The sequence below is a fragment of the Brevundimonas albigilva genome, from assembly GCF_023503965.1.
Classification (GTDB): domain Bacteria; phylum Pseudomonadota; class Alphaproteobacteria; order Caulobacterales; family Caulobacteraceae; genus Brevundimonas; species Brevundimonas albigilva.
This window is the reverse complement of the sequence record NZ_CP097298.1, coordinates 1413649-1433638: the sequence shown is the minus strand read 5'-3', so window position 1 is coordinate 1433638 and position 19990 is coordinate 1413649. Positions and strand designations below refer to the sequence as shown.

At 72.1% G+C, this 19990-nt stretch carries 18 protein-coding genes, 1 tRNA gene, 3 pseudogenes and 1 riboswitch; of the genes and pseudogenes, 11 read left to right on the top strand and 11 right to left on the bottom strand.

The genetic code is table 11. The annotated features are described in order from the left end of the window. Positions 1 to 104 precede the first annotated feature (104 nt). Positions 105 to 191, bottom strand: a tRNA-Leu gene (locus MU852_RS07490). A 189-nt stretch (positions 192 to 380) separates the two neighbouring features. Between MU852_RS07490 and MU852_RS07485 the strand changes: the two are divergent. Beyond that, positions 381 to 1252 (top strand): annotated as a pseudogene (locus MU852_RS07485) (WecB/TagA/CpsF family glycosyltransferase). Between the two features lie 61 nt (positions 1253 to 1313). Further along, complete coding sequence (locus tag MU852_RS07480; protein WP_249751660.1) at positions 1314 to 2642, top strand: FAD/NAD(P)-binding protein; 1329 nt, start codon at positions 1314 to 1316, stop codon at positions 2640 to 2642. Here MU852_RS07480 and MU852_RS07475 read toward each other — a convergent pair. Then, entirely contained in the window at positions 2639 to 4297 is a 1659-nt protein-coding gene (locus MU852_RS07475; RefSeq protein WP_249751659.1) for a M28 family metallopeptidase, read from the bottom strand. The genes MU852_RS07480 and MU852_RS07475 overlap by 4 nt on opposite strands. A 30-nt stretch (positions 4298 to 4327) precedes the next feature. Further along, positions 4328 to 5569 (bottom strand): BaiN/RdsA family NAD(P)/FAD-dependent oxidoreductase, encoded by a 1242-nt coding sequence (locus MU852_RS07470; RefSeq protein ID WP_249751658.1) that lies wholly within the window; start codon positions 5567 to 5569, stop codon positions 4328 to 4330. 64 nt (positions 5570 to 5633) lie between these two features. On the opposite strand from MU852_RS07470, the gene greA reads away from it, so the two are divergent. After that, positions 5634 to 6116, top strand: coding sequence for a transcription elongation factor GreA (greA, locus tag MU852_RS07465; protein WP_249751886.1), 483 nt, complete (start codon positions 5634 to 5636; stop codon positions 6114 to 6116). Positions 6117 to 6122: 6 nt separating this feature from the next. Here the strand turns inward: greA and MU852_RS07460 are convergent, their stop codons facing one another. After that, complete coding sequence (locus tag MU852_RS07460) at positions 6123 to 6560, bottom strand: OmpA family protein (protein ID WP_249751657.1); 438 nt, start codon at positions 6558 to 6560, stop codon at positions 6123 to 6125. A 95-nt stretch (positions 6561 to 6655) separates the two neighbouring features. Beyond that, entirely contained in the window at positions 6656 to 7006 is a 351-nt protein-coding gene (locus MU852_RS07455; protein WP_249751656.1) for a YMGG-like glycine zipper-containing protein, read from the bottom strand. 156 nt (positions 7007 to 7162) lie between these two features. On the opposite strand from MU852_RS07455, the gene MU852_RS07450 reads away from it, so the two are divergent. The 3 genes from MU852_RS07450 to MU852_RS07440 are packed head-to-tail and all read left to right on the top strand — an operon-like array spanning position 7163 to position 8951. Beyond that, positions 7163 to 7474: a hypothetical protein gene (locus MU852_RS07450; RefSeq protein ID WP_249751655.1), complete on the top strand. Its 312-nt coding sequence runs from the start codon at positions 7163 to 7165 to the stop codon at positions 7472 to 7474. Beyond that, complete coding sequence (locus MU852_RS07445) at positions 7471 to 8100, top strand: diacylglycerol/lipid kinase family protein (RefSeq protein ID WP_249751654.1); 630 nt, start codon at positions 7471 to 7473, stop codon at positions 8098 to 8100. Before MU852_RS07450 ends, MU852_RS07445 begins: the two co-directional genes overlap by 4 nt. After that, positions 8100 to 8951: a metallophosphoesterase family protein gene (locus MU852_RS07440; protein ID WP_249751653.1), complete on the top strand. Its 852-nt coding sequence runs from the start codon at positions 8100 to 8102 to the stop codon at positions 8949 to 8951. Before MU852_RS07445 ends, MU852_RS07440 begins: the two co-directional genes overlap by 1 nt. 88 nt (positions 8952 to 9039) lie before the next feature. Here MU852_RS07440 and MU852_RS07435 read toward each other — a convergent pair whose 3' ends face one another. The 3 genes from MU852_RS07435 to MU852_RS07425 all read right to left on the bottom strand — a co-directional run bounded on the left by MU852_RS07435 (position 9040) and on the right by MU852_RS07425 (position 10078). After that, positions 9040 to 9216, bottom strand: a complete 177-nt coding sequence (locus tag MU852_RS07435) for a DUF1328 domain-containing protein (RefSeq protein ID WP_249751652.1) — start codon at positions 9214 to 9216, stop codon at positions 9040 to 9042. A gap of 111 nt (positions 9217 to 9327) precedes the next feature. After that, positions 9328 to 9708: a hypothetical protein gene (locus MU852_RS07430; RefSeq protein ID WP_249751651.1), complete on the bottom strand. Its 381-nt coding sequence runs from the start codon at positions 9706 to 9708 to the stop codon at positions 9328 to 9330. Between the two features lie 25 nt (positions 9709 to 9733). Continuing rightward, entirely contained in the window at positions 9734 to 10078 is a 345-nt protein-coding gene (locus MU852_RS07425) for an ElaB/YgaM/YqjD family protein (RefSeq protein ID WP_249751650.1), read from the bottom strand. 134 nt (positions 10079 to 10212) lie between these two features. Here MU852_RS07425 and MU852_RS07420 point away from each other — a divergent pair, with 134 nt between their 5' ends. From MU852_RS07420 to MU852_RS07410, 3 genes are all read left to right on the top strand, one after another. After that, complete coding sequence (locus MU852_RS07420) at positions 10213 to 10866, top strand: fumarylacetoacetate hydrolase family protein (protein ID WP_249751649.1); 654 nt, start codon at positions 10213 to 10215, stop codon at positions 10864 to 10866. After that, a complete protein-coding gene (maiA, locus tag MU852_RS07415) occupies positions 10866 to 11501 on the top strand; it encodes a maleylacetoacetate isomerase (RefSeq protein WP_249751648.1) in 636 nt (211 codons plus the stop codon). Before MU852_RS07420 ends, maiA begins: the two co-directional genes overlap by 1 nt. Before the next feature lie 94 nt (positions 11502 to 11595). Then, positions 11596 to 12516 carry an aldo/keto reductase gene (locus MU852_RS07410; RefSeq protein WP_249751647.1) on the top strand — a complete coding sequence of 307 codons (921 nt, stop codon included), beginning with the start codon at positions 11596 to 11598 and terminating at the stop codon, positions 12514 to 12516. On the opposite strand, the gene MU852_RS17335 is transcribed toward MU852_RS07410, so the two are convergent. Continuing rightward, on the bottom strand, positions 12500 to 13072 hold the full coding sequence (locus MU852_RS17335) for a TonB-dependent receptor domain-containing protein (protein ID WP_283843818.1): 573 nt from the start codon (positions 13070 to 13072) through the stop codon (positions 12500 to 12502). The two genes, MU852_RS07410 and MU852_RS17335, sit on opposite strands and share 17 nt — an antisense overlap. Beyond that, a complete protein-coding gene (locus MU852_RS07405; RefSeq protein ID WP_283843817.1) occupies positions 13033 to 14304 on the bottom strand; it encodes a TonB-dependent receptor plug domain-containing protein in 1272 nt (423 codons plus the stop codon). The genes MU852_RS17335 and MU852_RS07405 overlap by 40 nt, the downstream gene beginning before the upstream one ends. A 172-nt stretch (positions 14305 to 14476) precedes the next feature. Then, positions 14477 to 14614, bottom strand: a riboswitch (cobalamin riboswitch). Positions 14615 to 14712: 98 nt separating this feature from the next. Here MU852_RS07405 and mutS point away from each other — a divergent pair. Next, positions 14713 to 17405, top strand: a pseudogene (gene mutS / locus MU852_RS07400) (DNA mismatch repair protein MutS). A 66-nt stretch (positions 17406 to 17471) separates the two neighbouring features. Continuing rightward, positions 17472 to 19274 carry a methyl-accepting chemotaxis protein gene (locus MU852_RS07395; RefSeq protein ID WP_249751646.1) on the top strand — a complete coding sequence of 601 codons (1803 nt, stop codon included), beginning with the start codon at positions 17472 to 17474 and terminating at the stop codon, positions 19272 to 19274. Positions 19275 to 19295: 21 nt separating this feature from the next. Here the strand turns inward: MU852_RS07395 and fzlA are convergent. Continuing rightward, positions 19296 to 19981 (bottom strand): annotated as a pseudogene (gene fzlA, locus MU852_RS07390) (FtsZ-binding protein FzlA). Positions 19982 to 19990: the final 9 nt, after the last annotated feature.

The following is a 19990-nucleotide window of genomic DNA, read 5'->3' as shown; positions in this document are numbered from 1 at the left end:
GCAGGTTCTTACACGCCGGCCTCAAGCAGCGCCACGCCGCGCGCGATGCGATAGGCCAAAACCAAGAACGGCGCCGCATCGGGGATGCGGCGCCGTTCGAAAGATGGTGCCCAGAAGAGGACTCGAACCTCCACGGCCGTTAAGCCACTGGCACCTGAAGCCAGCGCGTCTACCAATTCCGCCATCTGGGCCCCGTCGGTCCCGCCTCGCGGCGTTTCCATCGGGAAGGCGCGGACCTCTAAGGCAGAGCATCGGCGGGGTCAACAGACGTTTTGGCGCTTTTTTCGCTTTCCGTGACAAGGGGCCGATCCGGCGTGGCTAAGGCGTGTTAGGCCTGTTCGCTAACGTCGCCTTGAAGGCAGGGGGCGCAAGGTGGGGCCATGGCGGATTCCCTGATCCAGACCCCGGCGGACGACCGCCGCGCCCACGCCCGCCCGGCCTTTCGTCAGGCCCGGCGCGACGACGAGCGCGTGCGCCTGCTGGGCCAGTCGGTCGACCTAGTGCGGCCCGAGGAGGTCCTGCTGCACCTGGCCCGCCACGTGCGCGAGGGCCGGCGCACCGTGATCGCCAACCACAATCTGCACAGCCTGCACCTGGTGCGCAAAACGGCCGAGATGCGCGCCTTCTACGCCGCGGCCGACCTGGTACAGGTGGACTCGCGGCCCCTGCTGTGGTTCGCGCGGATCCTGGGCCTCAGCGCGCGGCCGTTTCACCGCTGCACCTACCTGGACTGGCGCGACGCTTCTGGAGCCTGGCCGACCGCGAGGGCTGGCGGGTCATGGCCGTGGGCGGGGCGCCGGGCGTGGGCGAGACGGCGGCCCGGCGCCTGGGCGCGCGCCATCCCCAGGCCAACATCCGCACCCATCACGGCTATTTCGACGCGACGCCGGGTTCGGCGGAGACTACGGCGGTCCTGGCCGAGGTGGCCGCCTTCCGCCCGCACGTGCTGTTCGTCGGCATGGGGATGCCCCGCCAGGAGGCGTGGATCGTCCATAACCTGGAGCGGCTGCCCGACTGCGCCATCCTGTCGGTCGGGGCGGCCTTCGACTACGAGGCGGGGGTCCAGGCCGCCGCGCCGCGCTGGACCGGGCGCGTGGGGCTGGAGTGGGCCTATCGCCTGATGCGCGATCCCCGGCGCCTGTTCGTGCGCTATTGCGTCGAACCGTGGAGCCTGGTCCCGGCCGCCCTACAGGATCTGCGCGCGGCCCGCGGGCGGCGAGGCGCCAGCGCCGCTCACAGCGGCCGTCACTAAAAACCTACTTGTGCGATAGAGTTTTACGGCGAATGATCGCGTCTCCCTCACGGAGACGCCGGTGACACAAGCGCACATCGCCATCGTCGGGGCCGGCTTCAGCGGCCTGCTGAGCGCCATCCACCTGCTGCGCCTGGCCCCCCGCGCCCGGGTCAGCCTGATCGAGCGCCGACCGGTCTTCGGCGTCGGCGCGGCCTATGACACCGGCAATCCCACGCATCTGCTGAACGTGCGGCTGGACAATATGAGCGCCTTTCCCGATCGGCCCCGCCACCTGGCCGACTGGCTGGCGGACCAGCCCCGCTGGGAGGCGCAGGACGGTTTCATCACGCGCGGAACCTATGGCCGCTATCTGCGCGCCCTGCTGGAGGACGCGGTGCGGGAGGCCCCGGACCGCCTGGCCCTGGTTCCCGGCGAGGCGAGGGCGATCCGGCGCGCCGGCGACCGCTGGCGGCTGGAGATCGAGGGCGCGTCGCCGCTGGACGCCGACGCCGTGATCCTGGCCCTGGGCAATCTGGAGCCGGCCGCCCTGAGCGGCGTCGATCCGGCGCTGAGGGCCTCGGGCGCCTATGTCGAGAACCCGTGGAGCCTGGACCCGGCCAGGGTCGAGGCGGCGCGCGACGTCCTGCTGATCGGGGCCGGCCTGACGATGGTGGACTGCGCCCTGGCGCTGCGGCGGCCGTCGCGTCGGTTCACGGCCCTGTCGCGCCACGGCCTGCTGCCCCGCGCCCACGCCTCGGCCGCGCCGGCGCCGTTCACAGGGGATTTCGAAGGCGACCCGGCGACGATCCTGGCCCAGGTCCGGGCCGCGACCCGCGATCACGACTGGCGCGCGGTGTTCGACCGGCTGAGACATCAGGCCCGGCCGCTGTGGCGCGGCTGGACCCCGGCCCAGCGCGGCCGCTTCCTGCGCCACCTGCGCCCCCTGTGGGACGTGCACCGCCATCGGCTGTCGCCCGGCGCTGCGCGTCAGGTCGACGGCATGATCGCCTCGGGCGAACTGGCCGTTCAGGCCGGCAAGCTGGCCTCTGCGGCGCTGCAGGCGGACGGGGTGCACGCGGCCTGGCGGCCGCGCGGGCGGCGGCGGGCCATTCGCGGCCGTTTCGACCTGGTGATCAACTGCACGGGCCCCCTGGGCGAGATCGGCCGCAGCGCCGAGCCACTGGTCGCGGACCTTCTGGCCCAGGGGCTGGCCGCCCCCGATCCGCTGGGCCTGGGCGCGCGGGTGGACGACATCGGCGGCCTGATCGGCCGGCGAGGACCGACGCCGGGCCTCTACGCCATCGGCCCGCTGACGCGCGGCGCCTATTGGGAGATCACGGCCGTGCCGGACCTGCGCGGCCAGGCGCAGGACCTGGCCGCGGCGGTCGTGCGCGACCTGGCGGTCTAGCGGCGTTCGGCGGCCGAGGCGGCGCGGGCGCCGGCGAACTCGGCGTCGGCGTTCCATTCGGGCCAGGCGTCGGAATCGGCCAGGTCGCGGCCCACGGCGTAGATCAGGGCCACGTCGGCCGCGGCGGCGTCCATGCGCCAGGTCTCGCCCCATTCGTCGGACGGCTGGTGATAGCGGTTCTCGACATAGTCCCGGCTGGCGGCGCTGGCCCCGGTGAAGCCGGCGGCGGGGAACAGGGCCGGCACGCCCTGGATCGCCAGGGGGAAGTGATCCGAGCGATAGAAGGCGCCGGCCTGGGGCGCCGGATCGGCGATCAGGGTGCGCCCCGTGGCGCTCGCATGGCGTTCCAGCACCGCGTCCAGTTGGTTCTTGCCCTTGCCGATCACCACCACGTTCGGGTCGACCTCGGTCCCCGGCAACAGGCTGTCGACGTTGATGTTGGCGACCGTCTTCTCCAGCGGCCAGACCGGATTGGCGGCGTAGTAGGTCGAGCCCAGCAGGCCCGCTTCCTCGCCCGACCAGGCGGCGAAGACGATCGACCGCTTGGGCCGCGGGCCGGCGGCGAAGGCGTGGGCCAGCTCCAGCAGGGCCGCCACCCCCGTCGCATTGTCCACGGCGGCGTTGTAGATCTTGTCGCCGGACGCATCCGGCGTGCCGACGCCGTAGCCGTCCCAGTGGGCGCCGTACATCACCGTCTCGTCCGGATGCTGGGCGCCCGGGATGCGGGCCAGGACGTTGCGCGTCTGGACCCGGTCGGCGATCTGGCCGAAATCGACGCTCATCGTCGCGCCGGGCAGTTCGACCGGGCGGAAGTCGGCGCGGCGGGCCGCGTTCTTCAGGGCGGCGAAGTCCAGGCCGGCAGCCCTGAACAATTCGGCCTTGGCGCGCTGAATCCAGCCCTGGAAGGGCGCCCGCTCGGCGTCGGGGTTCGCCCGCACGATGTCGAACTTGGGCGCCGCCGAGGAGTTCTGCAGCACCGACCAGGGATAGCCCGCCCCGGCCGTCTCGTGCACCACCAGGACGCCGGCGGCCCCGCGCCGGCCCGCCTCCTGGAACTTGTAGGTCCAGCGGCCATAGAAGGTCATGGCCTGGCCGTCGAACTTGCCCGCCACCGGATCGCCGTCAGGCGCCTGGAAGTCCGGGTCGTTGACCAGGACGACGATCACCTTGCCGCGCACGTCCACGTCCTTGAAGTCGTTCCACTGGCGTTCGGGCGCCGTCGCGCCATAGCCGACGAAGACGATCGGCGCGTCGGCGACGGTGATGTGGTCGGTCGGCCGGTCGCTGGAGACCAGCACGTCCGGGCCGCGTTCGAAGTTCAGGGTGCGGCCTCCGGCCGAGGCGGTAATCGTCGCCGGCCCGTCCTGGCGGGTGCGCGACAGCTGGGCCGTCTGGAAGAAGGAACCGTCTGGCCCGCCGCCCTCGGCCCCCGCCGCGCGGAACTGGTCGGCCAGCCATTCGACGGTCTTCTCCTCGCCCGCCGAGACCGGGCCGCGCCCCTCGAACTCGTCCGACGCCAGGATCCGCACCGCCTGGTTCATCCGCTCGGCGTCGATGGCGGCGACGCCCGGGTCCCGGGCGGGGCTCTGGGCGAGCGCCGCATTGCAGGACAGCGACAGGGCGAGGATGGACGCGGCGGACAGAAGACGGCGCATGAATAGGGTCTCCGGCAGGCGGGCGGGATCCTAACCCTGAACCGTCGCGGCCGCCGTGTCGACCGCGCCCGCCAGCCAGTCGCGCACGCCCGCGGCGGCGGCCACGCCCGAGGCGAAGCTGGCCTGCAGCAGATAGCCGCCGGTCGGCGCCTCCCAGTCCAGCATCTCGCCGGCGACGAAGACGCCGGGCCGGGCCCTCAGCATCAGGCGGTCGTCGACCGCCTCCCACGCCACGCCGCCCGCCGAGGATATGGCCCGCTCCAGCCCCTGCACGCCGGTCGCCGTCAGGGCCAGCCCCTTGATGCGGGCGGCCAGGGCGTCAGGCGTCTCGGGAAGGGGGCCGGCTTCGCGCAGCAGGGCCGCCGCCGCCGGATCCAGCCCCGCCGCCTTTCGAAGGCGGTTGGACAGGCTGGCCTTGGCCGGCTGGGCCGCGAGCCGCGCGGTCAGCGTTTCGGCCGTCACGTCGGGTTTCAGGTCCAGGGTCAGGACGGTGCGGCCCTTGCGCGCCGTCGCATCGCGGATCGCCGCCGATAGGGCGTAGATCGCCCCGCCTTCCAGCCCGTAGCCGGCGATCACCGCCTCGCCCCGCACCGTCGTCCGCTCGTGGCGCACGGCGATGCCCTTCAGCGGCGCGCCGGCGAACCGGTCGCGCAGCACCGGCGACCAGGCGATGTCGGCGCCGACATTGGCCGGACGGAAGGGCGACAGGGTCACCCCCGCCGCTTCCAGCCACGGCGTCCAGGCCGCATCCGAGCCCAGGCGGGGCCAGCTGGCGCCGCCCAGCGCCAGGATGGTCGCGTCGGGCCGCACGCGACGTTCGCCCTCGGGCGTGTCGAACGCCGGGGCGCCGTCCCGCCAGCCCGTCCAGGTCGAGCGGGTGTGGATCGTCACCCCCAGTTCGGACAGGCGCGCCAGCCAGGCCCGCAGCAGGGGCGAAGCCTTCAGCGCGCGCGGAAAGATGCGGCCGCTGGTGCCCACGAAGGTGGGCTGGCCCAGGCCCTCGGCCCAGGCCACGAGGTCGGCGGGAGAGAAGGCGTCCAGCCAGGGCGCGACCCGGGCGCGGCCCTCGCGGTACCGGCCCAGGAAGGCCTCCGCCGGCTCGGAATGGGTCAGGTTCAGCCCGCCCCGGCCGGCCATCAGGAATTTGCGGGCGACCGACGGCATGCGCTCGTGCACGGCGACCGTCAGGCCGCCGGCGGCCAGGCGTTCGGCCGCCATCAGCCCGGCCGGGCCGGCGCCGATGACGACGATCTGGGGGGCGTCCGCTCGCATCGCCTCGCTTTGCCCGTTCACGGCCCCGCTGGCCATAGGGTCGTCAGGCGCTATGTTCCGTACCATGAGCGTCGCCTTCACCCGCGAGGAAGATCTGGAAGCAACCGCGGCCGACCTGGCCGACCGGCCGATCTCGCCCCATCCCAACCTGGTGACGGAACAGGGCCTGGCCCTGATCGAACAGGAACTGGCCGCCGCGCGCGCCGCCTACACGGCCGCCCAGGTCCAGGGCTCGATCGAGAGCGACCGCACGGCGATGGCGCGGGCGACGCGCGACCTGCGCTACTGGTCGGCGCGGCGGGCCTCGGCCCAACTGGTGGCGCCCGGCGCGGACGACGGCGTGGTGCGTTTCGGCGGGACGGTGACGATCGAGCGGGAGGACGGGCGCGTCCAGACCTGGCGCATCGTCGGCGAGGATCAGGCCGATCCCGCCCAGGGCTGCGTCAGCTATGTCTCGCCCCTGGCCCAGGCCCTGCTGGGCAAGCGCGTGGACGACGAGGCGACCGTGGCGGGCGGCGTCGTCGCCATCGTCGCCGTCTCGACCTGAACCGGATCAGCGCGGGCGCGCCTCGATCAGCACTTCCGTGCGCCTGCGCATCGGGGCGTTGGCGCCCTGCGGGGTCGTCGCGCCGCTGGCGCCCGCGGCCTGGACCTCGAAGGTCGGGACCGGCAGGCCGTCCGCCTCCAGCGCCGCGGTGACGCTTTGCGCGCGCCGTTCGGACAGGTTCAGATTGGCCGTGGCCCCGCCCTGCGCATCGGCCAGGCCCAGCACCCGCACCCGCTCGATAGCGCAGCCCGCGACCTGTTGCGCGCCCAGCCGGATCGCCTCGCGCGCCACCGGGGTCAGGCTCGTCTGGTCGTTGGCGAAATAGATGTCGAACCGCACCGGCGCGCAGTCCGTCCGCTCAACCAGATCATCCCGGCTGGGCCGGCTCGCGCACCCCGCCGCGGCCAGCGCCACGCCGATCAGTCCCGCCGCAATCACTCTCATCGATCCGCCTCCTCGGTCATGAAAAGGGCGGCCCGTCGTCCGACGAGCCGCCCCATCCTTGGTCTTTTCGCACCCGTCAGGCGCGCTGACCGGGATCAGTAACGGCGCTGGCCGTTATCCCAGTAGCATTCGTCCTGACGATTGTCGTAGCAGTAGTAGTACCGGCCCTGGTTGTCGCGGTAGCGCTGCTGGTTGTTGCGGTCCTGGGCCGAGCCGCGGATCGCGCCCGCCGCGCCGCCGAGCGCGCCGCCGATCAGCGCGCCGGTCGCGGCGTTGCCGCCGCCGACGTTGTTGCCGACGATGGCGCCGGCCACGGCGCCCAGGCCCGCGCCGATGGCGCCCTGGCGAACCGTCTGGTTGGAACCGTTGTTGTAGCCGTAGGGATCGCTGGCGCAGGCCGAGGCCAGCAGACCGGCCCCCGCGATCGCGATAATCGCCATTTTCATGATGTCTCTCCTGGAACTCTGTTGCTTTCGCCCTGACGACGAAAACGTGGTCCGGGCTTGACGGTTCCCAGCCATCACGACGTCGGGGCCGATATATGGCGAAGCTTTCTTTGGCGGCGTGCGGAACGGGCGCGGATGCGAGGCGTTGCGGCGCTCATGAGCGATACGATTGCGCCCGAAGGAACGACGGCCGCCGGGCCGAAGGCGAGCCTGACGCCGCACACGCCGCTTCGGCGCGCGGTGATGCTGGTCAATCCTCTGTCGGGCAGCGTGGGGCCCAGGGCGGCCGGCGAGGCCGAGGCCATCCTGGCCGACTATGATCTGGAGGCGCGCGTCGTCGTGCTTGAAGGCGACTTCGACGCGGCGATCGCCGAGGCCTTCGCCGAGGAACCGGACGTCATCTTCGTGCTGGCGGGGACGGGACCGCCCGGTCCGTGGCCTCGCGCGCTAAGCCTGACGGACCGATGATCGCGCCGCTGCCGGGCGGCACCATGAACATGCTGCCCAAGGCCCTGTACGGGACGGCGGACTGGAAGGACGCCCTGCGACGCGCGCTGGAGGAGGGCGAGCCGCAGTACGTCTCGGGCGGAGAGGTCGGCGGAGAATATTTCTACTGCGCCGCCATCCTGGGCGCCCCCGCCCTCTGGGCGCCGGCGCGCGAGGCCATCCGCACGGGCAAGCTGCGTCAGGCCGTCGGCCATGCGCGCCTGGCCCTGAAGCGGGCGTTCAGCGGTCGGCTGCGCTTCAGCCTGGACGGCGGGCGCAAGCGCCGGGCCGAGGCTCTGGTCCTGATCAGCCCGATGATCTCGCGCGCCCTGGAGGAGCCGGTCGGCCTGGAGGCGGCGGCGATGGATCCGCTGGACGCCATGCAGGCGTTTCGACTGGCGGCCACGGCCCTGTTCACCGACTGGCGCCAGGACCCCTCGGTCTCGACCCAGCCGGCGCGGCGCATCGACGCCTGGGCGCGCTCTCGCATCCCCGCCGTCATCGACGGCGAAACCATCCGCCTGAAGTCCGAAGCCACGGTCCGCTTCGCGCCCAAGGCCTTTCGCGCCCTGACGCCCAAGCCGCCGGCCGCCGAGGACAGCGTCTGATGGGGCGCATTCTCCAGTTTTCCGACATTCATTTCGGGTGCGAGCACAAGCGCGCCGTGGCCGCCGCCCTGGACTACGCCCACGCCACGCCCAACGATCTGGTGCTGATCACCGGCGACATCACCCAGAAAGGGTATCCGGCCGAGTTCGCCGCCGCGCGCGACTGGATGCGCGCCATGCCCGAGCCGCGCTTCGTCATCGTGGGCAATCACGACGTGCCCTATTGGGACGCGGTGGCGCGGGTGTTTCACCCGTGGCGGGCCTTCGAGACCGCGACCGGCTTTCCGGCGCACGACGGCCAGTTCTGCGACGACACGGTGATGGTGCGCGGCGTCGTCACCGCTCGCGGCTTTCAGGCTCGACCCAACTGGTCCAAGGGCGTGATCGACCTGGACCAGACGCGGCGCGCGGCCGAGGCCCTGCGTCAGGCCCCGATCGGGGCGCTGAGGGTCCTGGCCTGCCACCACCCGCTGATCGAGATGGTCGGCACGCCGATGACCGGCGACGTCAAGCGTGGCGACGAGGCGGCGCTGATCTTCGCCGAGGCGGGCGTCGACCTGATCATGACCGGGCATGTGCATGTGCCCTTCGCCATGCCGATCCCCCTGGCCGACAAATGCTCCTATGCGGTCGGGTGCGGAACGCTGTCGCACCGCGAACGCGGCTCGCCGCCGGGGTTCAACCAGATCGACTGGGACGCCAAGACCATCACTGTCACCGCCCTGGCCTGGGACGGAGAGCGATTCTGCTCTCACCAGGTCTGGCGGCTGCCGCGTCGTCAGGACACCCGCCGGGCCGCCACCGCGCCTGATCCGCAACATCCGGGCGAACGCGAGAAGGCGGCGGTCTGAGCCCCGGTCTCGCCAAGGCATGAGACGAGGCATGAGAAAAGGGCCGGAGCTGACGCTCCGGCCCTTTGTCGTCGTCAGGCGACGCGGTCTATATCCGCGTGCCGCGCCCGCGCAGTCCGCCCGCCACCAGCGCGATGACGAACAGGATGATGGCGACCACGGCGATGAACTTGGCGATCTCGAACGAGAAGTTCGCGATGCCGCCGAAGCCGAGAACGGCCGCGACCAAGGCCACGACCAGGAAAATAATGGCCCAACGAATCATGGCCCGGTCCTCCTGAAGTTGTTGTTTCCAAAAGGTCGGGATCTTGTCCCTTCCCTCGATGGAACAACGCTCCCGCTTACGGGCCGTTCCCGGTCGCGAGACGGCTAAATTCTATCGCCGCCGCCGACGATAACCGCGCTCGTCCAGTTTTCGCTCGGTCACCATGCTGGCCACGATCGCGGCCAGGGCCGGATTGCGCAGCAGCAGGAACAGGGCGCCCAGGCCGCCCACGGCGCCGATCACCGGGCGGTCGCGCACGATGTGAATGACCTTGCCCAGCAGACCCTCGGGTTCGTCGTCCTCGTCCTCGTCGTCACGGCTGTCGCCGCGCAGGAAGACCAGGGCGGTCACCAGGGCGACCAGGGCGAACAGGCCGAAGGTCGCCGCCGCGGCGCCCAGGGGCGTCATGGCCAGGCTGAGCGCATAGAAGATGGCCAGGCCCAGAAAGACCACGGCGAGAAAGGCGCTGGCGGCGGCCACGGCGGTCGCCACCACGCGCTTGATGAGCCCCGGAACATCAGCGGCGGCGGCCGGCCAGCAACATGCCCAGCACCATGCCGACGCCGAGCGCGATGGCCGTCGACTGGAGCGGACGCTCCTGCACCCGCTCGACGACGTAGCGCTGGGCCTCGTCCAGACGTTCGGCGGCGTCGTCGTAATACTCGCGTCCGCGCACGCGGGCCTGTTCGTAATAGCCGCGGGCCTGCTCGCGCACCTCGTCGCTCTTGGCGCGCAGGCGGGTTTCGGCCTCGGAGGCCTTTTCGCGCAGGCGCTGCGTTTCCTCGCGCGCGCCCGCCTTCAGATCCTCCTTGAGGGTCTTCAGGTCGTTCTTGATGTCTTCTCGAGCCTTGGTCGTGGCCATGATGCGCGCTCCATTCGCAAGCTTTGCATTAGAATAGGGAACCCCGATAGCCAACGCTACCGCGTGGTCAAGGTTCCCGCGCCGCAGCATGGCGACGGGCTCGCCAGTCGCGACGCGGCGATCTAGAAGACGGCATGACCCAATGGCTGTTTCCGCCCCGCCCGATCCCGTCCCTGCCGATCGTCGGCGACGACCGCCGCCTGCCGGTGCGGCGCATCCTGTGCGTCGGCCAGAACTATGCGGCCCATGCGCGCGAGATGGGGTCCGACCCGGACAAGCAGACGCCGTTCTTCTTTTCCAAGCCGGGCGACGCCCTGGTGACGGACGGGGCCAACCCGGCCTATCCCTCGGCGACCGACAACCTTCATTACGAAGCGGAACTGGTCGCCGCCATCGGCGAGGGCGGACGGATCGTCGGCTGGGCGGTCGGCTGCGACCTTACCCGGCGCGATCTCCAGGCCGAGGCCAAGAAGGCGGGCCGCCCGTGGGACGCGGCCAAGGGCTTCGACCAGTCCGCGCCCTGCGGCGCCGTGACCCTGGGAGCGCTGCCCGATCCGGCGGGGCGCATCGAACTGAGCGTCAACGGGCAGGTGCGCCAGTCCAGCCGTCTGGACGACATGATCCTGAACCCCGACCGCATCGTCGAGGAGGCCGGCAAGCTGTGGGCGCTCCAGGCCGGCGACCTGATCTTCACCGGCACGCCGTCCGGCGTCGGGCCGGTCGTGCGCGGCGATACGGTCGTGGCGACCATTGACGGGCTGGAGACGCTGAAGTTCGAGATCGTCTGATGATCCTGCACGGCTATTGGCGCTCCGGCGCCAGCTACCGGGTCCGCATCGCCCTGAATCTGAAGGGCGTGGCCTATCGGCAGGCGGCGCACGATCTGCGGCAGGGCCGACAGAAGGCGCCGGATTATATGGCGCTGAACCCCCAGGGCATGGTCCCGGCGCTGGAGGTCGACGGGCGGGTGCTGATCCAGAGCCCCGCCATTCTGGAATGGCTGGAGGAAACCTGGCCCGAGCCGCCCCTGCTGCCGCGCGGCGCCGGCGATCGCGCGACGGTGCGGGCCATGAGCGCCCTGATCGGCTGCGACATCCATCCGCTGAACAATCTGCGTGTGCTGACCTCGCTGCGGCGCGACCTGGGGGCCGATCAGGCGACGGTCGACGCCTGGGCCGCGCGCTGGATCGCGCCGGGCTTTGACGCCCTGGAGGCGCTGGTGGCGCGCGACGGGGCGGGCTTCAGCTTCGGCGACGGGCCGACCCTGGCGGACTGCTACCTGATTCCGCAGCTCTATTCCGCCCGGCGCTTCAACATCGAGACCGCCGCCTGGCCCGCGCTGGAAGCGGTGGAGGCGCGCGCCCTGGCCCACCCGGCCTTCGCCGCCGCGCACCCGGACCGACAGCCGGACGCCGACGCCTGATCGTCCACCGATTTCGCCGACCGGCGGTGGATAAGTAAGGATTGGGCAAGGTCTCGCTCAGCGTCCCTTAAACATTGCGAGTCATTGTCCCGGGGTGACGCCATCCCCCGCCACCCCTTCGGCGCCCTCGCCCGTCCATCGCCTGGCCCTGGCCGTGGTGACCGAGCCCGAGCGCGCGCCCGGCGCCTTCATGGCCGCCCCCTCCGGCGCGCGCGAGGAGGCGATGCGCTTCCTGTTGCAGACCGGGGCCGACGCGGGCGTCAAACTGGTCGCGACCAAGCCGGAAGGCGACGCCGAGCGGCTGCTGGGCCAGGCCTGGCCCTTTCCCTCGCCCTTCCAGGTGACGGTGCGGACCGTGCCGCTGGCCGACGGCCTTGACCGGGTCGAGGCGCGCGCCCGCCGGTCGCTGGAACGCATGGGCCTGCCGCGCGGCGAGGCCCTGCTGGTGTCGAACGCCGCCGAACTGGCCGGGGCCGAGGGCCGCGCCCTGTGGGACCGGATGCAGGCGCTGAAGCAGCGCGGCCTGTTCCGCCGCATCGGCTTTTGCGCGACGATCGAGGACGGGCCGGCGCTGCTGGCGCGACGGCTGGAGCCCGACGTGGTCCAGATCGGATGCAGCCTGCTGGACCAGCGCGCGGCGCAGGACGGGGTGCTGGACGAACTGGCCGGCATGGGCGTCGACGTCCATCTGTCGTCGGTGTTCGCGAACGGCCTGCTGTTCGCCGGGGGCGAAGATCTGCCGCCAGAGATGGCCGGCCACGCCCAGGGCCTGTCGCGCACGCGTCGGCGCCTGGCCGAGATGCGCTGCGATCCCATGCAGGCGGCCCTGGGCTACGCCCTGTCGCTGAAGGGCGTGGCGATGGTGGTCGCCAGCGTGGCCTCGGCCGCCGAACTGCGCGCCATCCTGGCGGCGGCCCACGCGCCGTGCCCGAACCTGGACTGGGCGCGGCTGGCGCTGGATGCGCCGGCGGCCTTCACCGCCGACGCCCGGCTGCGGATCAGTAGCGCAGCCTGATCCCCAGATAGCCGGTTCGGCCCGGCTCTCCGTAACCCAGCACCTGCTGATAGCGCTCGTCCGCCAGGTTCTCGACCCGCGCCGTCAGCACGACGTTGTCGGTCAGGGCGTAGGCCGCGTTCAGGTTCGCCGTGACGAAGCCGTCGCGCACGCCGCCCGAGTCGTCCATATCGCCCTCGGCGCGCACGGTCAGGGCGCCGGACAGCCGGTCCCCGCTCCAGCCCAGCGTCGCCGAACCGGCGTGTTCCGGCACGCGCAGCAGGCGGGCGTCGGTCGTCCCGTCGCGGGCGTCGGTCCAGGCGTAGGCCAGGGTCAGGTCGAAGCCGCCGCCCAGGGCCGCGCGGCCCTCGGCCTCGACGCCGTCCGTCTCGGTCTTGGCGATGTTGATGTAGCGGCCGTCGCGCCAGGCGATCTCGTCGTCGACGTTCAGCCGATAGGCGGTGACGCGGCCGTCCAGGCGGCCGTCGGCCGAGGCCCAGCCCAGCGCGACCTCGACGCTGTCGGCCGTCTCGGCGGTCAGTTCGGGCCAGGGCAGGGGGCGTAGCAGTAGTCGCACACCGCCTGGCTGACGGTCGGGGCCTTGAAGCCGGTGCCGTAGGCCGCCGACAGGGTGAAGCCGCCGGCCAGGTCGTAGGCCGCCGAGAGGCGCCCGGTGGTCTCGGCGCCGAAGTCGTCGGTGTCGTCGTAGCGCAGGCCGCCGGTCAGGTTCAGCGGGCCGGCGTCGTACTGGGCCACGCCGAAGACCGAGGTGGTCGCCAGGTCGCGCGCCTCGCCCGACGACAGGGCGCCTGAGGCTTCCTCGCGCTCGGCGCCGAAGGCGTAGGCCACGCCCGAGGTTTCGCCGTCCGCCTGCCAGCGATAGACCTGGCGGTCGCCGCTGAAGGTCGAGCCGAAGCCGCCGCTGTAGGAGGTGCGGTCGATGTCGGACGCCGAGACGCTGAACTGGTGCGACAGGCCCAGGGCCCGGGCGCTCAGCCGGGCGACGCCGGACCATTGCTCGCTGTCCTGCACGTCGTCGGTGTCGCCCAGGGCGTAGGTGGGGGCCGGATAGCCGTCGATGTCGACATGGGCCTTGGCCCAGCGGATCGAGCCGTCGACCGACACCGTGTCGGAGAAGGCGTAGCGCGCCTTGCCGCCGGCGGTGGTGCTGCGCAGGCCGTCGCGCTCGCTGTTCCCGTCGGCTTCGTCGGCCGCGCTGACGCCGTCCGTCTCGAACTGCGAGACATAGGCGCTGACGGCGTAGGCGTCGTTGGCGGTCCCGACCGACAGGCGGCCGCGCGCGGTGGCCAGGCTGCCGGCCTCCAGTTCGGCGCGCAGTCCGTCCACCTCGCGGGTGGTGAAGGCGATCACGCCGCCGATGGCGTCGGATCCCCACAGCGACGACTGCGGGCCGCTGAGCACCTCGATCCGGTCGATGTCGGCCAGCTCGAAGGCGCCGAAGTCATAGGCGCCGTTGATGTCGGCCGGGTCGTTGACGGGCGCGCCGTCGACCAGAACCAGGGTCTTGCCCGGATTGGCGCCGCGCATCCGCACCTGGGCGACGCCGCCGAAGGCGCCGGTGCGCGTGACCGACAGGCCCGGCACGTCGGCCAGGATGTCGGCGGCGAAGACCGCGCCGCGCTGTTCGATGGTCTCGGCGTCGATGACGCGTGCGCCGGGCGTGTCGGCGGCGACGGCGGGCAGGCGGGTGGCGGTGACGATCACCTCCTCCAGCTGGTCTGCCGGTTGCGCCCAGGCGGGCGCGGCGGCGAAGGCGGCGGCCGCGACGGCGGCCGTGGAAAGAAGCATGGAACGCGTCATGGCGGTTCCCCCGTATCGGCGCCGCGATTGCGTGCGGGGCGCCTGTGTGCGAGCCGATCCGCCCGGCCGGAGGGTCGGGCGGCGCAAGATCGGGTCGCTGCGACGGAAGTCCCCGCGCCCCTGTCTGGTCCCGGACAGCGGACGAGCGACGTCGGCGGCCAGGTCTCCTGGCTTGCGGGTCTCCACGTCGCGTCCTCGCCTTCCCAGTTTCCCAGTGGCGCCGGGGCGGACCCCGGACGGACGACACGCTCGCCGCCTACAGTTGCGGGCACAGCCGCGGTGTTCGACCGCGTTCCCTAAACCGCCTGACGCGGCCTATCGCAGGGCCAAGATGCCTGTGCAAGAGCGGCGGATCGGGCTTGAGACGACCGTTGCGATCCGTCACCCTGACGCCACATGAACGCGCCCGCCTTCCCGCCCTCCGGTCCCCCGTCCGACATCGCCGCCTCGCTGGAGGGCGCGACGCCATTCATGGCGCAGTATCTGACGGCCAAGGCGAGCCAACCGGACGCCATCCTGTTCTTTCGCATGGGCGACTTCTACGAGCTGTTCTTCACGGACGCCGAGGTCGCGGCGGCGGCCCTGGGCATCACCCTGACCAAGCGGGGCAAGCACCAGGGCGAGGACATTCCGATGGCCGGGGTGCCGGTCCATGCGATGGACGGCTATCTGGCCCGGCTGATCCGCCTGGGGCACAAGGTCGCCATCTGCGAGCAGCTGGAAGACCCCGCCGAGGCCAAGAAGCGCGGATCCAAGGCCGTGGTCCAGCGCGGCGTGGTGCGGGTGGTGACGCCGGGCACCCTGACCGAGGATTCGCTGCTGGACGCGCGCGGCGCCAACCGTCTGGCGGCGGCGGCCGTGAGGCGCGGTCGGGCGGCCGTGGCGGTGGTGGAGCTGTCGTCCGGGGCGGTGGACTGCGTCGCCTGCGCGCCCGACGACCTGGCCGCGGCCCTGGCCGCCTTCCGCCCGTCCGAGGTGCTGGTCACCGACCGGATGTTCTCGGACGAGGCGACGCGCGACGCGCTGAACGGTTCCGGCGGCGTGGTCCAGGCCCTGGCGGCCGCCATCGCCGAGCCGCAGGCGGCGCGCACGCGGGTCGAGCGGCTTTACGGCGTCGCGGCCCTGGACGGTTTCGGCGCCTTCGAGGAGGCCGAGGTTTCCGCCCTGGGCCTGATCGCCGCCTATCTGGAGACGACCCAGGCGGGCAAGGTTCCGGCCCTGTCGCCGCCGCGCCGGTCCGGCGAAAGCGGCTTCCTGGCCATCGACCCGGCCACCCGCGCCAGCCTTGAGATCGACCGCACCCAGAGGGGCGAGCGCGAGGGATCGCTGCTGGCCTGCATCGACCGCACCGTCACCTCGGGCGGGGCGCGGGCGCTGGCCGAGCGGATCGCCCGGCCGCTGCGCGATCCGCTGGCGATCAACGAACAGCTGGACGCGGTCGAGTGGCTGCTGGAACGACGCACCCTGCGCCGCGATCTGCGGGAAGGGCTGAAGGCGTCGTCGGACATCGCCCGCGCGGTCGGGCGGCTGGCGTTGGGGCGCGGGGGGCCGCGCGATCTGGCCGCCGTGCGCGCCGGCCTGACCATCGCCGAGGGCGTCGCCGGCCTGTTCATCGGACAGGTGGACCCCCTGACCGGACAGCCGCGCCGCATCGCCCTGGCGTTGGACCGGCTGACGCTGAGCCCGGACATATCGCGCCTGATGATCGACCTGGCCGAGGGGCTGGTCGAGGAGCCGCCTCACCTGGCGCGCGACGGCGGCTTCGTGCGGCCGGACTATCGGCCGGAGCTGGATGCGGCGCGGACCCTGCGCGACGACAGCCGCAAGGTGATCGCCGAGCTGGAGGCGCGCGCCGCCGCCGAGGCGGGCGTGGCCTTCAAGGTCAAGCACAACGCCGTGCTGGGCTATTTCCTGGAAACCAGCGCCAAGGCGGCGGAAGGCCTGCTGCGGGCCGGGCCGGACAGTCCCTTCATCCACCGTCAGACCCTGGCCAGCCAGGTGCGGTTCACCACCGTCGAACTGTCGGAACTGGACGCCCGGATCAGCCAGGCGGGCCACCGCGCCCTGGCCATCGAGGGCGAGACGTTCGAGGGCTGGCGGCGCGAGGCCGCGCGCCTGGCCCAGCCGCTGCAGGCCGTCGCCGAGGCCCTGGCCGAACTGGACGCCCACGCCGCCCTGGCCGAATGGGCCCAGGAGGTCGGCGCGACCCGGCCGGTCGTGGACGACACCCTGGTCTTCGCCGTCGAGGCCGGGCGCCATCCGGTGGTCGAGGCGGCGGTCAAGGCGGCGGGCGATCCCTATACCCCCAACAACGCCCGGCTGGATGGGTCCGGCGCCGATTGCGCCCGGCTGGCCATCGTCACCGGGCCGAACATGGCCGGCAAGTCGACCTTCCTGCGCCAGAACGCGCTTCTGGTGATCCTGGCCCAGGCCGGCGCCTTCGTGCCGGCCCGGTCGATGCGGCTGGGTGTCGTGGACCGGCTGTTCAGCCGCGTCGGCGCCGGCGACGATCTGGCGCGCGGCCGCTCCACCTTCATGATGGAGATGGTCGAGACCGCCGCCATCCTGACCCAGGCGACGGACCGCAGCTTCGTCGTGCTGGACGAGATCGGGCGCGGCACGGCGACCTATGACGGCCTGGCCATCGCCTGGGCCACCGCCGAGGCCCTGCACGAAGCCAACCGCGCCCGCACCCTGTTCGCCACCCACTATCACGAGCTGGCCCAGCTGGAGACGCGGCTGGACCACGTCTGCAACCTGTCGATGGTCGCGCGGGAGTGGAACGGCGAACTGGTCTTCCTGCACGAGGCGGCGCCGGGGGCGGCCGACCGGTCCTATGGCGTGCAGGTGGCCAAGCTGGCCGGGGTCCCCGCCCCGGTGGTGGCGCGCGCCCGCTCGGTGCTGGAGCGGCTGGAGGGTGAAAAGCCGCCGCCGCCCGCCTGGACGATCTGCCCCTGTTCGCCGTCGCCGAACCCGAGCCGCCGCGCGGACCGTCGGCGGCCGAGGCGGCGCTGCGGGATCTGGATCCGGACGCCCTGACCCCGCGTGAGGCGCTGGAGACCCTGTATCGGCTGAAAACCCTGATCTAGCGGGTTTCGGCGCTTCTTAACCGTTCGCGGGCACGATGGGCGACGAATCGCCGACCGGGCCAGCGCATGATGTTTCGATCTCTTTCCCTGGCCAACAAGACGGCGCTGATGGTCGTCGCGTCGGTCGGGACCGTGGCCCTGGCGCTGATGATCGTCGCCGGCTGGATGATGGCCAGGGACGCGCGGCTGATGGCCGCCGAGCGGCAGGACGCCAACATGCGCGTGGCCTGGGACGTGCTGGGCGACTACGGCTCGGAGTTCTCGGCCCGCGACGGGCGGCTCTATGTCGGCTTCACGCCGCTGAACGGCCTGGTCGAGCCGGTGGACCGGATCAAGACCCTGGTGGGCGGCACCGCCACCGTCTTCCAGGGCGACACCCGCATCACCACCAACGTCAAGAAGGACGACGGCTCGCGCGCCGTGGGCACCAAGCTCAAGCCCGGGCCCGTGTACGACGCCGTCTTGCGCGACGGCCGCGCCTATCGCGGCCGGGCGGACATCCTGGGCAAGCCCTATTTCGTCGCCTACGACCCGATCAAGGACGCCTCGGGCGCCGTCGTCGGCGTGCTTTACGTCGGCATCCCCGAGGCCGACTTCATGGCCACGGTGAACCAGACGATGATGGCGCTGTTCGGCGTCGGGGCCGTGGTGTCGCTGGTCGTGCTGGGCGCGTGCCTCTATCTCTCGCGGCGGATGTTTGCGCCGTTGGGCGAGTTGCGGCGACGGATGGAGGCGCTGCAGCAGGGACGGCTCGAGATCAGCGTGCCCTGGGCCGGACGCAGCGACGACATCGGGCAGATCGCCCGCGCCGTGGCCTCGTTCCGCGACGCCGCCGTCAAGCGCGTGGAGATGGAGGCCGAGGCCGAGGCCCTGCGCGAGACGGCCAAGGCCAACCGCATCGCCGCCGAACAGGAGCGTCACCGGATCGCCGAAGAGGACGCCGTCGTGGTGGCGGCGCTGGGCGAAGGCCTGGCCTGTCTGGCGCGCGGCGACCTGACCCATCGCATCCGCGTCGACTTCGTCGCGCGCAGCCGCCAGCTGAAGGACGACTACAACGCCGCGATGGACGCCCTGGGCCAGACGATGGGCGACATCGTGGACCTGGTCCAGGCCATGCGCGCGGGCACCGCCGAGGTCACGACCGCCACCGACGACCTGTCGCGCCGCACCGAACGCCAGGCCGCCAGCCTGGAACAGACCGCCGCCGCCCTGGACCAGATCACCGTCACGGTGAAGAAGACCGCCGAGGGCGCCCAGTCGGCCGCCGCCATCACCGCCGAGGCCCGCTCCGGCGCCGAGGCGCGAGAGCAGATCATCGCCGAGACCACGGCCGCCATGAGCGAGATCGAGACCACCTCGGGCCGCATCGGCGAGATCATCGGCGTGATCGACGAGATCGCCTTCCAGACCAATCTGCTGGCCTTGAACGCCGGGGTAGAGGCGGCCCGCGCGGGCGAGGCCGGCCGCGGCTTCGCCGTGGTGGCGTCCGAGGTGCGGGCCCTGGCCCAGCGCTCGGCCGAGGCGGCCAGGGAGATCAAGACCCTGATCGGCGCCTCCAGCGCCAGCGTGGGCGAAGGCGCGCGCCTGGTGGCGCGCACGGGCGGCGCGCTGACCGCCCTGATCGGCCAGGTGGCCCAGATCAACGGCCTTGCGGCCGAGATCGCCGCCTCCGCCCGCGAACAGGCCGTGGGCCTGGCCGAGATCAATACGGCGGTGAACCACATGGATCAGACGACCCAGCAGAACGCGGCCATGGTCGAACAGACCACCGCCGCCAACCAGGCCCTCAGCCAGGAGGCGGACCGCCTGGCCGACCTGGTCGCCCGCTTCCGCGTGGAGACGGACAGGCCGAACGCCTGGGCTGCCTGAAGGGGGCGGCCTAAGCGGGGGTCAGAAGTCGAGGTCGGCGTAGGTCGCAGCGGGGGCGACGCCGATGAAGCGGTCGGCCAGGAGGGGACGGAAGCAGGGGCGCGACTTGATCTTGCTGTACCAGGTCCTCAGCGCGGGCCAGCCGCCCCAGGACACCTCGCCGAAATAGTCCAGCACGGACAGGTGGGCCGCCGCGATCAGATCGGCCTGGCTGAGCCGGCGTCCGGCCAGCCAGTCGCGCGCCCCGGCCATGTCGTCCAGCAGGGCCAGGTGGCCTTTCAGGGCGTCGCGCCCGGCGCGCAGGGCGCGGGCCTCCGGCGGGCCCAGCTTGAGCAGGGGCTTTTCCATCCGCTCGTGCAGCAGGACGGCGTCGACCTCGTCGGTGAAGCGGCTCTCGAACCAGGTCGTCAGGCGGCGCGCCTCGGCCCGTTCGGCGACGTCGGCGGACAGCAGCAGGGGGATTTCTGCTGGTCCTCGATCCAGCCCAGGATCGCCGGCAGTTCGCACAGCGTCAGGTCGCGCCCCCGGTCCGCGGTCTGGATCACCGGCGGCATGCCCGACGGATTCAGCGCGCCCAGGGGACAGTCCGGCTCCCAGGGCCGGACGGGGGTGTCGGTCCAGTCGATGCGCGCCTCTCCCAGCGCCAGGCGCGCGGCGCGCGAAGCGGGATGGAAGGCGAAATGATAGAGAACGCAGGGCTGGGCCATCGTCGCTAG